Raw genomic sequence first — 16,777 nt, 5'->3', positions numbered from 1 at the left:
ATTGAGTCTGTCTCCGATTTTACGCACTTATGCGAAGATTCGATACGTTGCCCTAGCCGCTCCTGGGTGTATTCCGCACTTTATGCACAAATTACGACATGGCCGCCGCCGGCCGGTTCTACATCGCGTCCCGGGCCCGATCGCGCACGCCGCCGGCGCGCGCATCGGATGACGGCGATGCGCTACGTCTTCGACCTGCCCCCGGGCCTGTTCATCGTCCTGGCGGCGCTGGCGGGCCTGGCCGTGGGCAACTGGCTGACGCTGCTGACGCACCGGCTGCCGCGCATGATGGAGCAGGAGTGGCAGGCGCACTGCCAGGAGGCGGCCGGCCAGGCGCGCACCGAAAGCCGCTACGGCCTGTGGTCGCCGGCGTCGCACTGCCCGGCCTGCGCCGCGCCGGTGACGGGCTGGCGCCGTGCGCCGCTGCTGGGCTGGCTGCTGCTGCGCGGACGCTGCGCCGCCTGCGGAACCGCGATAGGCTGGCGCTACCCGGCCATCGAACTGCTGACCTGCGCGCTGTTCGCCGCCTGCGCCTGGCGCTTCGGCGCCACGCCGCTGGCGCTGTGCGCGATGGGCCTGTCGGCCACGCTGGTGGCGCTGGCCTGGATCGATTTCGAATCGACGCTGCTGCCCGATGCGCTGACGCAGCCGCTGCTGTGGGCGGGCCTGCTGGCCAATCTGTTCGACGCCTACACCAGCGTGCAGATGGCGGTGGCCGGCGCGGTCGCGGGCTATGTGTTCCTGTGGGTTATCTTTCATATATTCCGCCTGCTGACCGGGCGCGAAGGCATGGGCCACGGCGACTTCAAGCTGCTGGCCGCCCTGGGCGCATGGTTCGGCATCGAGACCCTGCCGATGCTGCTGCTGGGCGCGTCGCTGCTGGGCGTGCTGATCGGCGGCGCGCTGACGCTGAGTGGACGCGCCAGCCGCGGACAGCCGCTGCCCTTCGGCCCTTATCTGGCGCTGGCCGGCATCGTGACGCTGCTGGCGGGCGGGCCGCAGGGGCTGTGGCAATGGCTGGGCTAGTACGCGACACGATGGGACGAGCGGCATGTACAAGATAGGATTGACTGGCGGTATCGGATCGGGCAAGACCCGCGTGGCGGACATGCTTGCGCAGTGGGGCGCGTCGGTGGTCGATACCGACGAGATCGCGCATACGCTGACCGCGCCGCAGGGCGCGGCCATGCCGGCGATCGAACGCGAATTCGGCCCGCGGGCGCTGACGGCCGACGGCGCGCTGGACCGCGCATGGATGCGCGAGCAGGCGTTCTCCGATCCGCAGGTGCGGCTGCGGCTGGAAGCCATCATGCATCCGGCCATCGGCCAGGAGACCGAACGCCAGGCCGCCGCGGCCGCCGGATCGTATCTGGTCTTCGTCGTGCCCTTGCTGGTGGAGTCGCTGCCGCGCTGGCGCGCGCGCCTGGATCGCATCTGCGTGGTGGATTGCGATCCCGAGACGCAGGTGGCCCGCGTGCGCGCGCGCAGCGGGCTGACGGAGCCAGCCATCAGGCGTATCATGGCAGCACAGGCTGCGCGCGCAAGCCGGCTGGAAGCCGCCGACGACGTCATCGTCAACGATGGCGCCACCACGCCCGAACAACTGCGCGCGCAGGCGAAGACCCTGCACGACCGCTGGCTGGCGCTGGCGGGCACGACAGACCGGCAAGCCCTGGGCCAGGCCGGCACCCCTGAATAACATTGGCCTGCCGGCCAACCACAGATGGGCCTGTAAAAAAGCGTGATTGTTTACGAATATCCCTTCAACGAGCGTATCCGCGCTTATCTGCGGCTGGAATTCCTGTTCGACAGGTTGTTCTTCTTTGCACGCGAGGGGGATTCACGACTGCACCAGGTCGCCGTCACCGCCTTGTTCGATCTGCTCGACGCCTGCGAACGCACCGACGTCAAGGGCGCCTTGCTGCAGGACCTGGAACGCCAGCGCCTGGCGCTGGTCGGCCTGCGCGACCATCCCGGCGTGGCGCAGGACGCGTTGGAATCCATGCTGCGCGAAATGGAAAAGGTCACCGGCGCGCTGGCCGTGCCCGGCAAGACCGGCCAGCCCCTGCGCGAGAACGAATGGCTCACCAGCCTGCGCGGTCGGCTTTCCATGCCCGGCAACGCCACGCAGGTCGACATGCCTTCGTATTTCGCCTGGCAGAACAAGCCCGAGTCGGCCCGCTGCGCCGACCTGCAATCCTGGATCGCGCCCTTCATTCCCCTCTACGACGGCCTGACCCTGGCGCTGCGCCTGCTGCGCGAATCCGGCCGCAAGACCGACATCGTGGCCGAGCAGGGCGCCTACCAGCAGATGCTGGGCGGCAAGCAGTTCCAGCTGCTGCGCGTGTGGGTGGACCCCGCCCACGGCGTATTTCCCGAGATCAGCGCCAATAAGTACATGATCTGGATACGTTTTTCCACGCAGGACGGCGAATTCAAGCCCCAGCAGGTGGCCCGCGACGTGGGGTTCCAGATGACGTTGTGCAACTCGTAGGATGGGTAAAGCGCGAGCGCATCTGAGCAAGAACCCGGCTCTCCAGCGCGCGACACCCATCAGGCGGCGCCAGCCGCCGCTTTTCGTGGCAAGAGACAAACACCCGGCTGCCGCCGGCCGATGGGTGTCGCGCGATGGGCAATTGAGTTCCTGCCCAAGAATTCTCGCGCTACACCCCTCCTGCGCAGGACCCACGTAGCCCCCCAGTACGCAGGAGGGACCCACCCACCCCCCCCCCCATTACCTGTTGCGGGGAGTTTCAACCGCCGCTCCCGGTGCTGGACTACGCGATGGTCTAGTAGACAATACGGCTTTCCCTGCCCGCGTCTGCAACGTACATGCCTGAAAGCCGTCCCGTTTCTCCGCCCGCCCATAGGTCCCGCCGCCGCCTGGCCGTGCTGGCGCTGTTGCTGCTTGCCGGGGCCGGCATCGCCTGGCTGCTGCTGCGGCCGGCGGCCAAGCCGGCGGGCGGGGGCCGTCCGCCCGGGGCGGCAATGGCGAACATGGCGGTGCCGGTGCGCATCGCCACCGCCGTCCGGCAGGACATCGACATTTTTCTGAAGTCGCTGGGCACGGTGACGGCCTACAACACGGTCACCGTGCGCAGCCGGGTCAGCGGCGAGCTGGTCGAGGTGGCCTTCCAGGAAGGCCAGCGCGTGAAGGCCGGCGACCTGCTGGCGCAGGTGGACCCGCGCGCCTTCCAGGTGGCGCTGGACCAGGCGCGCGGCACGCAGATGCAGAACCTGGCGCAGCTGGAGAACGCGCGCCGCGACCTGCAGCGCTACCAGGCCCTGTACAAGCAGGATTCCATCGCCAAGCAGCAGGTCGACACGCAGGCGGCGCTGGTGCGGCAGTACGAGGGCACAGTCAAGAGCGACCAGGCCAACGTCGACAACGCCCGGCTGCAGCTGGACTACGCGCGCATCACCGCGCCCATCGACGGCCGTCTGGGCCTGCGCCAGGTGGACCGCGGCAATCTGGTGTCCAGCTCGGACACCAACGGGCTGGTGGTGATCACCCAGACCCAGCCGATTTCCGTGGTGTTCACGCTGCCCGAGACCCAGCTGCCCGAGGTGCGCGCCGAACTCGCCGCCGGCCGCAAGCTGGCCGTGGACGCCTACGACCGCGCCGACACCCGCCGCATCGCCACGGGCCAGCTGGAAACCCTGGACAACCAGATCGACGTGACCACCGGCACCCTCAAGCTCAAGGCCCGCTTCGACAACACCGACGACGCGCTGTTTCCCAACCAGTTCGTCAACGTGCGGCTGCACGTGCTGACGCGCAAGGACGTCACCGCCGTGCCCACCGCCGCCATCCAGCAGGGTTCGGCCGGCGCCTTCGTATTCCTGGTGCAGCAGGACAACACGGTGCTGGTGCGCCAGGTGAAGCTGGGCGCGATCAACAACGGCATGGTGGCGGTCAACGAGGGCCTGCAGCCCGGCGACCGGGTGGTGGTCGAAGGCACCGACCGCCTGCGCGCCGGCGCCAAGGTGGAAGTGGTGGGCGACGCCGGCGTGATTCCGGTCCCGCGCGACAAGTCGCTGGGCGCGGGCGCGCCGGCCGGCACCACGCCGCCGTCGAAATAGACCGGGAAACGCCGTGAGTCCGTCGCGCCTGTTCATCCTGCGTCCGGTGGCCACCACGCTGTCGATGGTGGCCATCCTGATCGCCGGCTTCATCGCCTACCGGCTGCTGCCCGTCTCGGCCCTGCCGGAAGTGGACTATCCGACCATACAGGTGGTGACGCTGTACCCCGGCGCCAGCCCCGACGTGATGACCTCGCTGGTCACCTCGCCATTGGAGCGGCAGTTCGGGCAGATGCCGGGCCTGAACCAGATGTCGTCGACCAGTTCGGGCGGCGCCTCGGTCATCACGCTGCAATTCAATCTCACCCTGCCGCTGGACGTGGCCGAGCAGGAAGTGCAGGCGGCCATCAACGCCGCCTCCAACCTGCTGCCCGGCGACCTGCCGGTGCCGCCGACCTACAACAAGGTCAACCCGGCCGACGCGGCGGTGCTGACCCTGGCGATCACCTCGCCCACCATGCCGCTGCCGCAGGTGCGCGACCTGGTCGACACGCGGGTCGCGCAGAAGCTGTCGCAGATCTCCGGCGTGGGCCTGGTCAGCGTGGCGGGCGGGCAGCGGCCCGCGGTGCGGGTGCAGGTCAATCCGCAGGCGCTGGCGGCCAACGGGCTGTCGCTGTCGGACCTGCGCACGGCCATCGTCGGCGCCAACGTGAACCAGCCCAAGGGCAACCTGGACGGTCCGCTGCGCTCGACCACCATCAACGCCAACGACCAGCTCAAGACGCCCACCGACTACAACGACCTGATCATCGCCTACCAGAACAACGCGCCGCTGCGCCTGTCGGACGTGGCGCGCGCGGTCGAGGGCGCCGAAGACGTGCGGCAGGCGGCCTGGGCCGGCGACAAGCCCGCCATCCTGCTGAACATCCAGCGCCAGCCGGGCGCCAACGTGATCGAGGTGGTCGACCGCATCCAGGCGCTGCTGCCGCAGCTGCGGGCTGCCCTGCCGGCCACGCTGGACGTGAGCGTGGTGTCCGACCGCACCCAGACCATCCGCGACTCGGTCGCCGACGTGCAGTTCGAAATGCTGCTGGCGGTGGCGCTGGTGGTCATGGTGACCTTCGTGTTCCTGCGCAGCCTCACGGCCACGCTGATTCCCAGCGTGGTGGTGCCGCTGTCGCTGGTCGGCACCTTCGGCGTCATGTACCTGGCCGGATTCTCGGTCAACAACTTGACCCTGATGGCGCTGACCATCGCCACCGGCTTCGTGGTGGACGACGCCATCGTCATGATCGAGAACATCGCCCGCCATCTCGAAGAGGGCGAGACGCCGCTGCAGGCCGCGCTCAAGGGCGCGGCGCAGATCGGCTTCACGCTGATATCGCTGACGTTCTCGCTGATCGCGGTGCTGATCCCGCTGCTCTTCATGACCGAGGTGGTGGGACGGCTGTTCCGCGAGTTCGCGATCACGCTGGCCGTGTCCATCCTGATCTCGCTGGTGGTGTCGCTGAGCCTGACGCCCATGATGTGCGCGCGCCTGCTGCGCGCCGAGTCGGCGCAGAAGCACGGGCGCTTCCATCGCGCCACGGGCGCCTTCATCGACCGCGTCATCGCCGGCTACGACCGCTGGCTGCAGGTCGTGCTGCGGCACCAGCCGCTGACGCTGCTGGTGGCGCTGGCGACCTTCGCGCTGACGGTGCTGCTGTACCTGGCGATACCCAAGGGCTTTTTCCCGCAGCAGGACACCGGCCTGATCCAGGCCATCACCCAGGCGCCGCAGTCGATTTCGTTCAAGGCCATGGCCGAGCGCCAGCAGGCCGCCGCGCGCCTGGTGCTGGAAGATCCCGACGTGCAGGCCGTGTCCTCCTTCATCGGCGTGGACGGCAGCAACGCCACGCTCAGCGCCGGACGCCTGCAGATCGCGCTCAAGCCGCATGCCGAGCGCGACGGCGACCTGCGCACGGTGATGGCGCGCCTGGACCGGGCGCTGGCCGCGCAGGACGGTCTCACGGTCTATATGCAGCCGGTGCAGGACCTGACCATCGAAGACCGGGTCAGTCGCACGCAGTACCAGATGACGCTGTCCAATCCGGACCTGAAGGTGCTGAGCGAATGGACACCCAGGCTGGTCGAGCGCCTGCGCCAGGTGCCCGAACTCAAGGACGTGACCGACGACCTGCAGGACGAAGGCCTGCAGGCCTGGGTCGAGATCGACCGCGACGCGGCCTCGCGCCTGGGCATCACGGCCGCCGTGATCGACGAGGCGCTGTACAACGCCTTCGGCCAGCGCCTGATCTCCACGATCTTCACGCAGTCCAACCAGTACCGCGTGGTGCTGGAAGTGCAGCCGCAGTTCCAGACGACGCCGTCCTCGCTGGGGCAGATCCGCGTGCCCACCGCCTCGGGCGGGCAGGTGCCGCTGTCGTCGGTGGCGCGCATCACCGAAGGGCGCACGGTGCTGGCCGTGAACCGGCTGGACCAGTTCCCCATGGTGACGGTGTCGTTCAACCTGGCGCCGGGCGCCTCGCTGTCCGGCGCGGTCGAGGCCATTACCGCGGCCGAGGCCGACATCGGCATGCCCACCGGCGTCGAGACGCGCTTCCAGGGCGCGGCGCTGGCGTTCCAGAATTCGCTGTCGAGCACGCTGTGGCTGATCCTGGCCGCGGTGGTCACCATGTACATCGTGCTGGGCGTGCTGTACGAAAGCTACATCCATCCCATCACCATCCTGTCGACCCTGCCGTCGGCCGGGGTCGGGGCGCTGCTGGCGCTGCTCATCAGCGGCACCGAGCTCGACATGATCGGGATCATCGGCATCATCCTGCTGATCGGCATCGTGAAGAAAAACGCCATCATGATGATCGACTTCGCGCTGGACGCCGAGCGCAAGCGCGGGCTGACCCCGCTGGCGGCCATCCATGAGGCGGCGCTGCTGCGCTTCCGTCCGATCCTGATGACCACGCTGGCCGCGCTGTTCGGCGCGTTGCCGCTGATGCTGTCGTCCGGCACCGGCACCGGCGCCGAGCTGCGCCAGCCGCTGGGCCTGGTGATGGTGGGCGGGCTGCTGCTGTCGCAGGTGCTGACGCTCTTCACCACGCCGGTGATCTACCTGATGTTCGACCGCATGTCGCGCCGCTGGCGCGGGGCGCGCGCCGCCGCGGCGGAGGATGCGTCGTGATCCTGTCGGCGCCCTTCATCGTCCGGCCGGTGGCGACCACGCTGCTGAGCCTGGCGGTCGTGCTGGCGGGCCTGCTGTGCTACTTCCTGCTGCCGGTGGCGCCGCTGCCGCAGGTGGACATCCCCACCATCTCGGTGTCGGCCAGCCTGCCCGGGGCCAGTCCCGAGACCATGGCCTCCAGCGTGGCCACGCCGCTGGAACGCTCGCTGGGCAGCATCGCCGGCGTCACCGAGATGACCTCCCGCAGCTCGCAGGGCTCCACCCGCATCACGCTGCAGTTCGATCTCTCGCGCGACATCAACGGCGCGGCCCGCGACGTGCAGGCCGCCATCAACGCGGCGCGCTCGCTGCTGCCGACCGGTCTGCGCAGCAATCCCACGTACCACAAGTCCAATCCCTCGGACGCGCCCATCATGACGCTGGCGCTGACCTCGGACACGCTCAGCCAGGGGCAGCTCTACGACATCGCCTCGACCATCGTGGCGCAGAAGCTGTCGCAGGTGGAGGGCGTGGGCGAGGTGACGGTGGGCGGCAGTTCGCTGCCGGCGGTGCGCGTCACGGTGCTGCCGGGGGCGCTGGCCAACCGCGGCGTGTCGCTCGACGAATTGCGCGCGGCCCTGGCCAACGCCAACGCCAACCGGCCCAAGGGCGTGCTGGAGAACGACCGCTACCACTGGCAGATCATGGCCAGCGACCAGCTCAGCCGCGCCGAGCAGTACCGGCCGCTGATCGTGGCCTGGCGCGACGGCGCGCCGGTGCGCGTGTCGGACGTGGCCAAGGTGGAGGACTCGGTCGAGGACCTGTACCAGACCGGCTTCTACAACCACAGCAAGGCCATCCTGATGATCGTGCGGCGCCAGGCCGACGCCAACATCATGGAGACGGTGGACGCGGTGCGCGCCCAGCTGCCGGTGCTGCAGGCCCTGATGCCGGCCGACGCCAACATGTCCGTGGCGCAGGACCGCACGCCCAGCATCCGCGCCTCGCTGCACGAGGCCGAATTGACGCTGATCATCGCGGTGGGCCTGGTGGTGCTGGTGGTGCTGCTGTTCCTGCGGCGCTGGCGCGCGGCCCTGATCCCCAGCGTGGCGGTGCCGGTGTCGCTGATCGGCACCTTCTGCATCATGTATCTCAGCGGCTTCACCCTCAACACGATTTCGCTGATGGCGCTGATCGTGGCCACCGGCTTCGTGGTCGACGACGCCATCGTGGTGCTGGAGAACATCATGCGCCACGTCGAGCGCGGCATGTCGCCCATGCGCGCGGCGCTGCGCGGCTCGCGCGAGGTCGGCTTCACGGTGCTGTCGATGAGCCTGTCGCTGGTGGCGGTGTTCATACCCATCCTGCTGATGGGCGGCGTGGTCGGGCGCTTTTTCCGCGAGTTCGCCGTGACGCTGTCGGCCGCCATCCTGGTGTCGCTGGTGGTGTCGCTGACCCTCACGCCGATGATGTGCGCGCGCCTGCTGCAAAACGAACCGCGCGAGCCGCGTCCGCCCGGCAGGCTGGCGCGCTGGGCCGAGCGCGGCTTCGAGGCCATGCTCGGCGGCTATCGCCGTACGCTCGGCTGGGCGCTGGCGCACGGCCGCCTGATGATGCTGACCCTGGCCATCGCGGTGGGGCTGAACGTCTACCTGTACACGGTGGTACCCAAGGGCTTCTTCCCGCAGCAGGACACCGGCCAGCTGCTGGGCTTTTTCCGGGTCGACCAGGGCACCTCGTTCCAGGCCACCGTGCCCAAGCTGGAAGCGCTGCGCAAGGTGGTGCTGGCCGATCCGGCGGTGCAGAGCATGACCGGCTACGCCGGCGGGCGCGGCGGCAGCAACAGCAGCTTCATGCAGATCCAGCTCAAGCCGCTGGAGGAGCGCAAGGTCTCGGCCGACGTGGTCATCAACCGGCTGCGCGGCAAGCTGCAGAACATGCCGGGCGCGCGCATGTTCCTGGTGTCGCAGCAGGACATCCGCATCGGCGGACGCCAGAGCCAGGGTTCGTACGACTACACGCTGATGTCGGGCGACCTGCAATTGCTGCGCACCTGGATGCCCAGGGTGCAGCAGGCCATGGCCAGGATTCCCGAAATCACCGACGTGGACGCCGACGTGGAGGACAAGGGCCGCCAGATCGACCTGGTGATAGACCGCGACGCGGCGACCCGGCTGGGCGTCAGCATGTCCGCCATCTCCACGGTGCTGAACAACTCGTTCAGCCAGCGCCAGGTCTCGGTGATGTACGGGCCGCTGAACCAGTACCACGTGGTGCTGGGCGTGGACCCCAAGTTCGCGCAGGACATCGAATCGCTCAGGCAGGTCGAGGTGATCACGGCGGCCGGCGCGCGCGTGCCGCTGTCGGCCTTCACCCGGCTGGAGAACACCAACGCGCCGCTCAGCGTGCAGCACCAGGGGCTGTTCGTGGCCGACACCATTTCGTTCAGCCTGGCGCCGGGCGTTTCGCTGGGCCAGGCGACCGCGGCCATCGACGCGGCGGTCGCGCGCATCGGCCTACCGTCGGATCAGATCCAGGCGGGCTTCCAGGGCACCGCCGCGGCCCTGCAGCAGACGCTGGCGCAGCAGCCCTGGCTGATCCTGGCGGCGCTGGTCACCATGTACATCGTGCTGGGCATTCTGTACGAGAGCTTCGTGCATCCGCTGACCATTCTGTCCACGCTGCCGTCGGCCGGGCTGGGCGCGCTGCTGGCCCTGCTGCTGCTGCGTTACGACTTCACGCTGATCGCGCTGATCGGGGTCTTCCTGCTGATCGGCATCGTCAAGAAGAACGCCATCATGATGGTGGACTTCGCGCTGGAGGCGGAACGCAGCCAGGGCATGAGCCCGCGCGACGCGATCTTCCAGGCCTGTCTGACGCGCTTTCGCCCCATCATGATGACGACCATGGCCGCCATCTTCGGCGCGCTGCCGCTGGTGCTGGCCACCGGCGCCGGCGTCGAGATGCGCCAGCCGCTGGGCATCACCATCGTCGGCGGCCTGGTGCTGAGCCAGATCCTCACGCTGTACACCACGCCCGTGGTCTATCTTTACCTGGACCGTTTCCGCCTGTGGGCCGCGCGCGGACGCGCCCGCCGCGATGGATCGGCCGCCTCCATAGAACAAACATGATGCGCAACGCCAAGCTGTCCGTGAATCGCCTTCTTCCCCGCGGCGCCGCCGCGGCCGCGCTGTGCGCGCTGCTGGGCGCCTGTGCCGTCGGTCCCGACTACCAGCGTCCGGCGCTGGACGTGGGCGCGGCCTACAAGGAAGGCCAGGTCCAGGTCGACGGCTGGAAGCCCGCCCGTCCGCGCGACGAGGCCGAGCGCGGCCAGTGGTGGCGGGTCTACGACGATCCCGTGCTGGACGATCTGGTCGCGCGCCTGAACGCGTCGAACCAGACCATCGCGCAGGCCGAGGCCAACTACCGGCAGGCGCTGGGGCTGGTGCGCGGCGCGCGCGCCGGCTTCTTCCCGACCGTGGGCGCGGGCGCCGGCATGAGCCGCTCGGGCAGCGGCGGCGGGCAGGGCGGCGCGACCTCCGCCTCCGGCGGCAACGTGTCCAACCAGTATTCGCTGACCGGCAGCGTCAGTTGGGAGGCGGACCTGTGGGGGCGGGTGCGGCGCAGCGTCGAATCCTCGGAAGCCAGCGCCGCGGCCAGCCTGGCCGACCTGGGCGCCACGCGCCTGAGCGCGCAGGCCGCGCTGGTGCAGTCCTACCTGCAGCTGCGGGTGCTGGACGAACAGAAACGCCTGCTCGACGCCACCGTGGCGGCCTACGAGAAATCGCTGCAGCTGACCCAGAACCGCTATGCCGTGGGCGTGGCCGGCCAGGCCGACGTGGCCGTGGCGCGCACGCAGTTGGAAAGCACGCGCGCGCAGTCCATCGACCTGGACTGGCAGCGCGGCCAGCTCGAGCACGCCATCGCCGTGCTCATGGGCCAGGCGCCGTCGCAGTTCAGCCTGGCGCCGGCCGTGTTCACGCTGCGCCTGCCGCAGATCCCGGTGGGCCTGCCGTCCGAACTGCTGGAGCGCCGCCCCGACGTGGCGGCGGCGGAACGCCGCGCCGCGGCCGCCAACGCCCAGATCGGCGTGGCGCAGGCCGCCTGGTTCCCCACGCTGACGCTGTCGGCCGACGGGGGATTTCGCAACGGCCAGTTCGCCGAGCTGCTGACCGCGCCGGCGCGCTTCTGGTCGCTGGGACCGGCGCTGGCGCTGACCATCTTCGACGGCGGCGCGCGCCAGGCGCAGGTCGAACAGGCCCGCGCATCCTACGACGCCCAGGCCGCGGCCTACCGGCAGACGGCGCTGACCGGCCTGCGCGAGGTCGAGGATTATCTGATCCAGCTGCGCGTCATGGAGCAGGAGCAGGCCGTGCAGCGCCGCGCGCTGGAAGCGGCGCGCGAATCGCTGCGGCTGATACAGAATCAATACCAGGCGGGCCTGGTGGATTACCTCAGCGTGGCCGTGGTGGACGCCACCGCGCTGGGCAGCGAGCGCAACGCGCTGAGTCTGCTGGGCAACCGCCTGGCCGCCAGCGTCAACCTGATCGTGGCGCTGGGCGGCGGCTGGGAGCCGCAGCCGACCGTCGCCCAGGCGCGGGATGCCGCGCCCGCGGCCGACTAGCGCGGCAACGGCGGCTACAGCCCGATCGCGGCGAGGCCGGGCCGGCGCAGGTGCCAGTCGGTCTGCGCCTGGAACGCCATGCCGATGCGGCCCAGCGCGCCTTCCCCGCCGGGCTTGCCCAGCAGCTGCACGCCGATGGGCAGACCGTCCGCGGTGAATCCCGCGGGCAGCGCCAGGCCCGAGGCGTTGACGTAGTTGCCGGGCCGGGTGAAGGCCGCCAGCGGCGTGGCGGCCTCGTCCACTTCCTCCAGCGGGCAGGCGGCGAAGGGCAGGCAGGGCGCCAGCAGCGCGTCGTAATCGCGCATCCAGTTGCGCCAGTCCTGGCAGGCGGCGGCGTGGGCCTGCAGCGCGCGGATGTAGTCGGCGGCGCTCACGTGCTTGCCCGCCAGCACCCGCGAGCGCACGTGAGGGCCCAGGGGCAGGTTCCCGTCCTCGATGTAGTCGCGATGCTGCGCATAGGCTTCGGCGGCGATGATCTGGCCGTTGCGCAGCATCATGTCGTGGAAATCGAAGGGGAAGGGCGCCTCGACCAGGTCCGCGCCCAGGCCCGCCAGCACGCGCCGCGCGTCGTCCAGGGCGCCTTGCACGGCCGCGTCCACCGCGATCGGATATTGCGCCGGCGGCATGAGCGCGATGCGCACGCCGCGCAGCGGCTGCGCGCCCGCGGCCGGTTCATGGAAGCGGAAGGCCGGCACGGCCTGCGTCACGGGATCGCGCGGATCGGGGCCGGACAGGGCCTGGGTCAACAGCAGCGCATCGCGCGTGTCGCGCGTGAGCGGGCCGATGGAGTCCAGCGTGTGCGACAGCGCCACCGAGCCGTGCAGGCTGATGAGTCCGCGCGTGGTCTTCAGGCCGGTGATGCCATTGAGCGCAGCCGGAATCCGCACCGAGCCGCCGGTGTCGGAGCCCAGCGCGGCCGGCGCCAGGCCCGCGGCCACCGCCACGCCCGAGCCGCTGGACGAGCCGCCGGGTATGCGGGCGCGGGCCAGGTCCCAGGGATTGCGCGGCGTGCCCATCACGGGATTCGTGCCCCAGCCGCCGAAGGCGAACTCCACCATGTGCGTCTTGCCCAGCACCACCATGCCGGCGTCGACCAGCCGCGTCACCGCCGTGGCGGTGACCGCGCTGCGGCGCTGCGTCCACGCCTGCGAGCCGGCCGTGGTGACCTGGCCTTCGATGTCGCACAGGTCTTTCACGGCCACGGGCAGGCCGTCCAGCGGACCGAGCAGCCCGTAGCCCGCGCGGCGCCGCGCGTCGGCGGCCTCAGCCAGCTTGAGCGCGCCTTCGCGGTCGACGCTGACGTAGGCGCCCAGCGCCGGATTGGCGCGGTCGATGCGGTCCAGGTAAAGCCGCGCCAGTTCCACCGAGCTATAGCGGCCCACGGCCAGCCCGCGCGCCAGTTCGCCCAGCGTGGCAAATGCGATGTCAGACATGTTTTCCTCAGAAGATGGACGAGCGGCACGCACCACCGTGCCCCCCGGCAAAAAAATGTTCCTGCCCCAACTTGCAACTGGCCCCCCCAAGCGGGGACACCGCCAGATCCGGCTCCGCCGGTCTGCAGGTGTCGCCCCCCTGGGGGGGCGCGCGTAAGCGCGTAGGGGGGGGGCCTCCTACCTCGCCTTCCAGTCAGGAGCCGGGTAAACCGGCTTCTGCGTGGCGACGTCCGCCGGCCACACCGGCACCATGCCCTTGCCGGGCAGCAGCTGCACCACGGGGAAGGGCATCAGGAGCTGCTTGCCCGTGTCGTCGATGGCGTACGGACCGGCCATGACGGTGAGCTTGCCGGACAGGTCCAGCGAGGCCTTCTTGAGCGCGGCGGCGTCGGTGCCGCCGGCCTTCTTCACGATTTCCTCGGTCAGCGCGCCCGCGCCGTAGGCCAGCGCGGTCTGGAAGTCGGGCGGGAACTCGGCCTTGGGGAACTTGCGGTCATAGGCGGCGGCGAACTGCTCGCGCGTCATGCCGGCGTTGACGTTCCAGTTGATGGCGGGATGGTAGTTGGTGTGGCTGTAGATGTAGTTGGCGTCCGCGCCGATGGCCTGGAACTGCGGCGTGGATGCATAGACCATGAAGACATACGGGAAGTTGATGTCCAGCTGCTTCATCTGGCGCGTCATGCTGATGAGGTCGCCTTCGTACGAGGTCGGCACCAGCGCCTCGGCGCCGGCCGCGCGGGCCTTCTGCAGGATGGTGCTGAAATCCTTCTGGCCCTTGGGATACTTCTCGAACAGCACCACCTCCATGCCGTTCTTGGTTGCCTGTTCGCGGCCGCCTTCGGCCAGGCCGGCGGGAAACGGTTCGTCCGAATACAGCAGCGCCACCTTCTTCACGCCCTGTCTGGCGGCCAGCTCCATGTTGGCGCGCAGCATGGCCGAGACCGGCATCTGCGTGCCGGACACCATGTTCTTGAAGCCCTGCTTGTAGAGATCGTCGCTGGCGGCCGACCAGACCATCATGTACTTGCCCAGGCGTTCGGTCACGGTGGCGGCCGCGGCCGTCAGCGTGGAGCCGAAGGGCGCGAACACCAGATCGACTTTTTCATCGACAATCAGGCGTTCGTAAACACGGGTCACCATCTGCTTGTCGCTGCGGTCGTCCAGCTTGACCAGTTCTACCGGGTATTTCTTGCCGTTGAGTTCGATGCCGCCACGGCGGTTGACGTCGTCGACCCACAGCTCCACGCCGCGCACGCCGGATTGCGAGGCCAGCGCGAAGCTGCCGGTGGACGACACGGTCATGCCCACCCGGATCTTGTCCGAGGTCTGGGCGGCGGCGAGGGAGGGCGTCAGGGCGGCCAGGGCCAGGGCCACGGCCGGTAAGCGGAACAGCCAGGATTTCGCGAACATGGGTTGTCTCCTATCGTTTTTGGACGTGGGCCCTGTCTCCCGCGCAGCTTGAGCGCCAGGCCCGGTGTTGGGCAATAATTGCCCAACACCCGAGAAAGCGTATAACAAATAGGCATGGAGTGCACGCCTTGAATAAATTGAACTACCGGCAGACCGAAATGCTTTGGGCCATCGTGATGGCCGGGTCGATCAGCGGCGCTGCGCGCCTGTTGAACATTTCGCAGCCGGCGGTCAGCCGGATGCTGGCGCAGACCGAGAAATCCCTGGGGCTCACGCTGTTCGAGCGGGTGCGCGGGCGGCTGCGGCCGACGCCGCAGGTGCACAGCCTGTTTGAGGAGATCGAAAAGACCCAGCGCATGATGCAGCGCGTCAACGATCTGGCCGACGCGCTGTCCGAGCACGGCACCGGCGTGCTGCGGCTGGCTTCCATCCCCAGCCTGGCGCAGTTCCTGGTGCCGCGCGCCGTGGCGCGTTTCCAACAGCGCCATCCCGAGCTGCTGCTGCGGCTGAACACCAGCGCGCTGCCCAGCCTGATCACCGAGGTGCTGCAGGGCGAGGCGGAGCTGGGGCTGGTGGTCATGCAGGCGGATCATCCTTTCCTGACGTCCGAGCTGCTGCACGTGGGGCGCATGGTGGCGGCGATCCCGAAATCGCACCCGCTGGCCGGGCGCAGCCTGGTCAGCCTGGCCGACCTTTCCCCGCATCCGCACATCGTGGTGGGCACGCGCATGCCCTTTGGCATGCTGGTGCTGGGGGCGTTCGAGCAGGCCGGGCTGCCGTGCAATATGTGCGCGGACGTGCCCTGGAGCCAGCTGGCCTGCGCCCTGGTCAACGCCGGCGTGGGCATCGCCATCGTGGACGAATTCACCGTCATGCAGAACACCATGCCCGACGTGGTGATCGTGCCGCTGGCCGAGCGCATCCCGCTGAACATCTCGGCCGTCTACGCCAGCGGCCGCGAGCCCTCGGCGATCGCCGTGGAGTTCATCAAGGGGCTGCGCCAGGTGCTGGCGGAGGCCTTTCCGGCCGAAAATCAGGGTTAATACTTAACCTAAAGTTATGGTTGTGTAGGCCATAATCTCCTCCAAAGAAATCGGCCGTCCACCCCGGACAGGCCCGGAGGAAGACACCATGAGCAGCAGTCCCGCCCTGGCGGCGGGCGCGGCTTCGCATCGCGCGCAGGATCAGCGCGCGGTGCGATTGCGCACCCGCATCGCAATCACCGTCTTTGTCGCGCTGACCGCCATCCTGGCCGCGATCCCGCTGGCGACCTCGAACATCTCGTTCGCGTTCTACCTGATGCTGTGGATCACCATGGCCAGCGCCATGAACATCTGCGTGGGCTTCACCGGCTACCTGCCTTTCGGCTATGTGGTGTTCTACGGGGTGGGCTCGTACGCCACCGGCATCTGCTACAAGATCCTGGGCTGGCCGATCCTGCCCTCGCTGCTGGCGGCCGGCGGCGTGGGCCTGGCGATCGCGCTGCTGCTGGCGCCCACGCTGCGCCTGCGCGGGGTGTACTTCGGCATCGTCAGCCTGGCGCTGGCCACCATCGTCAAGCTGGTCATCTCCAACCTGCCGCAGTCCTTCACCGGCGGCAGCATGGGCATCATCCTGTCCAACGCCAACAATCCCTCGCACAGCTACTACGCCATGCTGATCGTCATGGGCGCCACGCTGGCCACCGTGACGTGGCTGTCGGCCTCGCGCCTGGGCCGCGCGCTCAAGGCGATCCGCGACGACGACGGCGCCGCCGCCTGCGTCGGCATCCACGTTCCCAATACGCGGCTGAAGGCCTGGCTGCTGGCGGCGCTGTTTCCGGCCCTGGCCGGCGGCATCGAGGCCTGGTACACGAACGTGGTGGACCCGGAGTACGCCTTCCACGTGCTGATCACGGCCAAGAGCATCATCTACGCCATGGCCGGCGGCTTCGGCACCATCCTCGGGCCGGTGGTCGGCACCCTGGCGCTGCTGGGCATCGACCACATGATCTGGCAGAAATTCCCGGTGGTGAACCTGCTGCTGCTGGGCCTGATCATCGTGCTGCTGATGCTGTTCCTGCCGCGCGGCATCGTCGGCAGCCTGATCAAGCGCAAGCCGCAACTGCGCCGCTACATCGCCTGAGGAGGC

General features: G+C 69.0%; 11 protein-coding genes. 9 read left to right on the top strand and 2 right to left on the bottom strand.

Annotation, left to right across the window (positions count from 1 at the left end; all coding sequences use genetic code 11):
* Nucleotides 1-177 precede the first annotated feature (177 nt).
* The 7 genes from AC1IQ6_RS25005 (at nt 178) to AC1IQ6_RS24975 (ending at nt 11,804) form a co-directional block, all read left to right on the top strand.
* Nucleotides 178-1,026: a prepilin peptidase gene (locus AC1IQ6_RS25005; RefSeq protein WP_485865447.1), complete on the top strand. Its 849-nt coding sequence runs from the start codon at nt 178-180 to the stop codon at nt 1,024-1,026.
* Between the two features lie 25 nt (nt 1,027-1,051).
* Complete coding sequence (gene coaE / locus AC1IQ6_RS25000; RefSeq protein ID WP_102775702.1) at nt 1,052-1,699, top strand: dephospho-CoA kinase; 648 nt, start codon at nt 1,052-1,054, stop codon at nt 1,697-1,699.
* A gap of 42 nt (nt 1,700-1,741) precedes the next feature.
* A complete protein-coding gene (gene zapD, locus AC1IQ6_RS24995) occupies nt 1,742-2,494 on the top strand; it encodes a cell division protein ZapD (protein WP_102775703.1) in 753 nt (250 codons plus the stop codon).
* Between the two features lie 338 nt (nt 2,495-2,832).
* Nucleotides 2,833-4,083 (top strand): MdtA/MuxA family multidrug efflux RND transporter periplasmic adaptor subunit, encoded by a 1,251-nt coding sequence (locus AC1IQ6_RS24990; RefSeq protein WP_485865446.1) that lies wholly within the window; start codon nt 2,833-2,835, stop codon nt 4,081-4,083.
* A 13-nt stretch (nt 4,084-4,096) separates the two neighbouring features.
* Complete coding sequence (locus tag AC1IQ6_RS24985; protein WP_485865445.1) at nt 4,097-7,201, top strand: MdtB/MuxB family multidrug efflux RND transporter permease subunit; 3,105 nt, start codon at nt 4,097-4,099, stop codon at nt 7,199-7,201.
* Nucleotides 7,198-10,311: a multidrug efflux RND transporter permease subunit gene (locus AC1IQ6_RS24980; protein WP_111826773.1), complete on the top strand. Its 3,114-nt coding sequence runs from the start codon at nt 7,198-7,200 to the stop codon at nt 10,309-10,311. The genes AC1IQ6_RS24985 and AC1IQ6_RS24980 overlap by 4 nt, the downstream gene beginning before the upstream one ends.
* Nucleotides 10,308-11,804, top strand: coding sequence for an efflux transporter outer membrane subunit (locus AC1IQ6_RS24975; RefSeq protein WP_485865444.1), 1,497 nt, complete (start codon nt 10,308-10,310; stop codon nt 11,802-11,804). The genes AC1IQ6_RS24980 and AC1IQ6_RS24975 overlap by 4 nt, the downstream gene beginning before the upstream one ends.
* A 14-nt stretch (nt 11,805-11,818) precedes the next feature.
* On the opposite strand, the gene AC1IQ6_RS24970 is transcribed toward AC1IQ6_RS24975, so the two are convergent.
* Entirely contained in the window at nt 11,819-13,237 is a 1,419-nt protein-coding gene (locus tag AC1IQ6_RS24970; RefSeq protein WP_485865443.1) for an amidase, read from the bottom strand.
* Nucleotides 13,238-13,414: 177 nt separating this feature from the next.
* A complete protein-coding gene (locus AC1IQ6_RS24965) occupies nt 13,415-14,647 on the bottom strand; it encodes an amino acid ABC transporter substrate-binding protein (protein WP_111826771.1) in 1,233 nt (410 codons plus the stop codon).
* A 119-nt stretch (nt 14,648-14,766) separates the two neighbouring features.
* Here AC1IQ6_RS24965 and AC1IQ6_RS24960 point away from each other — a divergent pair, with 119 nt between their 5' ends.
* Both AC1IQ6_RS24960 and AC1IQ6_RS24955 read left to right on the top strand, forming a co-directional pair.
* The gene (locus tag AC1IQ6_RS24960) at nt 14,767-15,690 is read left to right on the top strand and encodes a LysR family transcriptional regulator (protein WP_102775710.1); all 924 of its coding nucleotides are present in this window, start codon (nt 14,767-14,769) and stop codon (nt 15,688-15,690) included.
* A gap of 88 nt (nt 15,691-15,778) precedes the next feature.
* Nucleotides 15,779-16,771, top strand: coding sequence for a branched-chain amino acid ABC transporter permease (locus tag AC1IQ6_RS24955; protein WP_102775711.1), 993 nt, complete (start codon nt 15,779-15,781; stop codon nt 16,769-16,771).
* Nucleotides 16,772-16,777: the final 6 nt, after the last annotated feature.

The organism is Achromobacter sp. MUI-25009338 (assembly GCF_057359325.1).
This window is presented reverse-complemented; position numbering and strand designations above follow the sequence as displayed.

Coding starts and splice junctions, on each gene's coding strand:
- AC1IQ6_RS25005 (WP_485865447.1), top strand. CDS start 178: ATGCGCTACGTCTTCGACCTGCCCCCGGGCCTGTTCATCGTCCTGGCG.
- coaE (WP_102775702.1), top strand. CDS start 1,052: ATGTACAAGATAGGATTGACTGGCGGTATCGGATCGGGCAAGACCCGC.
- AC1IQ6_RS24990 (WP_485865446.1), top strand. CDS start 2,833: ATGCCTGAAAGCCGTCCCGTTTCTCCGCCCGCCCATAGGTCCCGCCGC.
- AC1IQ6_RS24975 (WP_485865444.1), top strand. CDS start 10,308: ATGATGCGCAACGCCAAGCTGTCCGTGAATCGCCTTCTTCCCCGCGGC.
- AC1IQ6_RS24970 (WP_485865443.1), bottom strand. CDS start 13,237: ATGTCTGACATCGCATTTGCCACGCTGGGCGAACTGGCGCGCGGGCTG.
- AC1IQ6_RS24965 (WP_111826771.1), bottom strand. CDS start 14,647: ATGTTCGCGAAATCCTGGCTGTTCCGCTTACCGGCCGTGGCCCTGGCC.
- AC1IQ6_RS24955 (WP_102775711.1), top strand. CDS start 15,779: ATGAGCAGCAGTCCCGCCCTGGCGGCGGGCGCGGCTTCGCATCGCGCG.